General features: G+C 44.6%; 2 protein-coding genes. Both read right to left on the reverse strand.

The window, feature by feature from the left end:
- The gene (locus KQX66_RS36325) at positions 1-522 is read right to left on the reverse strand and encodes a hypothetical protein (RefSeq protein WP_216798380.1); all 522 of its coding nucleotides are present in this window, start codon (positions 520-522) and stop codon (positions 1-3) included.
- Positions 523-568: 46 nt separating this feature from the next.
- On the reverse strand, positions 569-1,591 hold the full coding sequence (locus KQX66_RS36330; protein ID WP_253957673.1) for a transposase: 1,023 nt from the start codon (positions 1,589-1,591) through the stop codon (positions 569-571).
- Positions 1,592-1,681: the final 90 nt, after the last annotated feature.

Below are 1,681 nucleotides of genomic sequence, written 5' to 3' on the forward strand. Positions count from 1 at the left end.
CTACAGCGGAATAACCAGCATACTATGTTTGTTTTCAAGCTCCCGAAGGTAAGCTAGAGGATTTCTTCTAAACCTTCTACGAAGGATACTCTCATTAAGCCGGTTATTCCAACGAAATCTTTGCTTTTTGTACTCCTCATAAGAAACAAGACTTAGTCTGTCAGACAAGTCTTTTTGTTTCAGTGCATCATCGACAAGCACAACGTATTCACCATTTCGAAGAATGTATTCATTCCAACTACGACGTCCTGTCATCCGGCGATGACGTGTCTTTGTTTGTCGGAAAAAACGTTCATGATCATTGTTTGTTCTAGGCAAATACGAATGGTCATAGCAAGTGAATAACCCTTTCCAAAAGCCTTTTGTGTAACTCTCTACGTTCTTTACCATGGGAATGTCTGTTTCCCGATCATAGGCACTTCGCAGCCATACGAGGATTTGAGTCATTTCCTCGCGGACCGATTGACTGGTTTTATGTACGGAAGGCTCAAGGGCTGTGACGATTCGGCGAATAGGCTCCATCCATCGACATACTTCTTGATAGTGAAATTCGAACGTCTCTAATTTGCTAAATATTCTGACGATCATTCTGAGAATCGAGGGCCCCTTTTTTACTCAGGCATTGTTCAAGTGAGGCCTGAATGGTTTTCGCATTCTGGTAAATACGCATTCCGGGCAAGTCAAGCGGCGGATTACCGTCTTCTAACAATAAAGATCTAACTGCTGCGATGTAGCCCTTAGCTACTTCACTCTCTTCTGAGGGGTTGTCTTCTACCTTACGTTCGATCTCTCGAATGCCGCGGAGGCTTTTCTTTAATCCGGTTTTGAGCTTCCGGTCCAAGTCCACCACCGGCTTAGCAATATCTTTGAGGTAATGATACTGGCAGTATTGGTAGGGTACCTCTGGCAACAACTTTTCAAAGGCAAGACGAATCGAATGTTGGCCATCACTAACAATTCCAACAATGGGATAGCCGAGCTCTACAATAGGGCGAATAAGATTTTGGAGTTCTTCGGACGATCCGCTTTTCAAGTTCTTCGCGGCCAAAACGGTGCCACTGAACAGTTCACGTATAACGTACAGCGTCTCGTTCCCTTTCTCCGGCTGTACGCCGTCCATAGAAAGAAGCAGACCTCCGTTTTGTTCGGAAACGTCTTTCAAAACCTCGCTGACATGTTGATCGATACTCGCACCAAGCAGAGTAAGATAGCGCTCGTAAAGCATTTGCGCGTTGCGGTCGGTAGTTTTTACGCCGCGATTGTTCAATTCGTCTGCAATTTCTTGGCGGGTCATGTGGTGCTTGAACCGCAATTCACCTACAAGACAAAGAACATCGAATCCATAGGTCGTAAATTTCATGCAAAGTTTTTCTGCTTCCGCAGACCTATAAAGCGCACCGGAATGAGAACATTGCTGATTTGGACAACGGTAAGCCATGCTCCAGGCATAGATGACTCCTTGTAAAGTTGAAATCTTCTTTTTCCATGCCGCATGCGCTCGAACAAGTTTTGTCTCACAATGTGGACAGTTTGATATTTCGGGACGAAAGTATATGGTTTTTTCAGGAACGATTCGATTTTTAGGACGCATAAGGAAACCCCCGTTCATCAAAGAAATGGTACTCCATTACTTCGACGAGCAAGGGTTAAACACCTTCGTTGTATCGTTATTCCGCTGTAG

This window comes from Paenibacillus oleatilyticus (assembly GCF_018998565.1).
In the GTDB taxonomy this organism is placed as follows: domain Bacteria; phylum Bacillota; class Bacilli; order Paenibacillales; family NBRC-103111; genus Paenibacillus_G; species Paenibacillus_G oleatilyticus.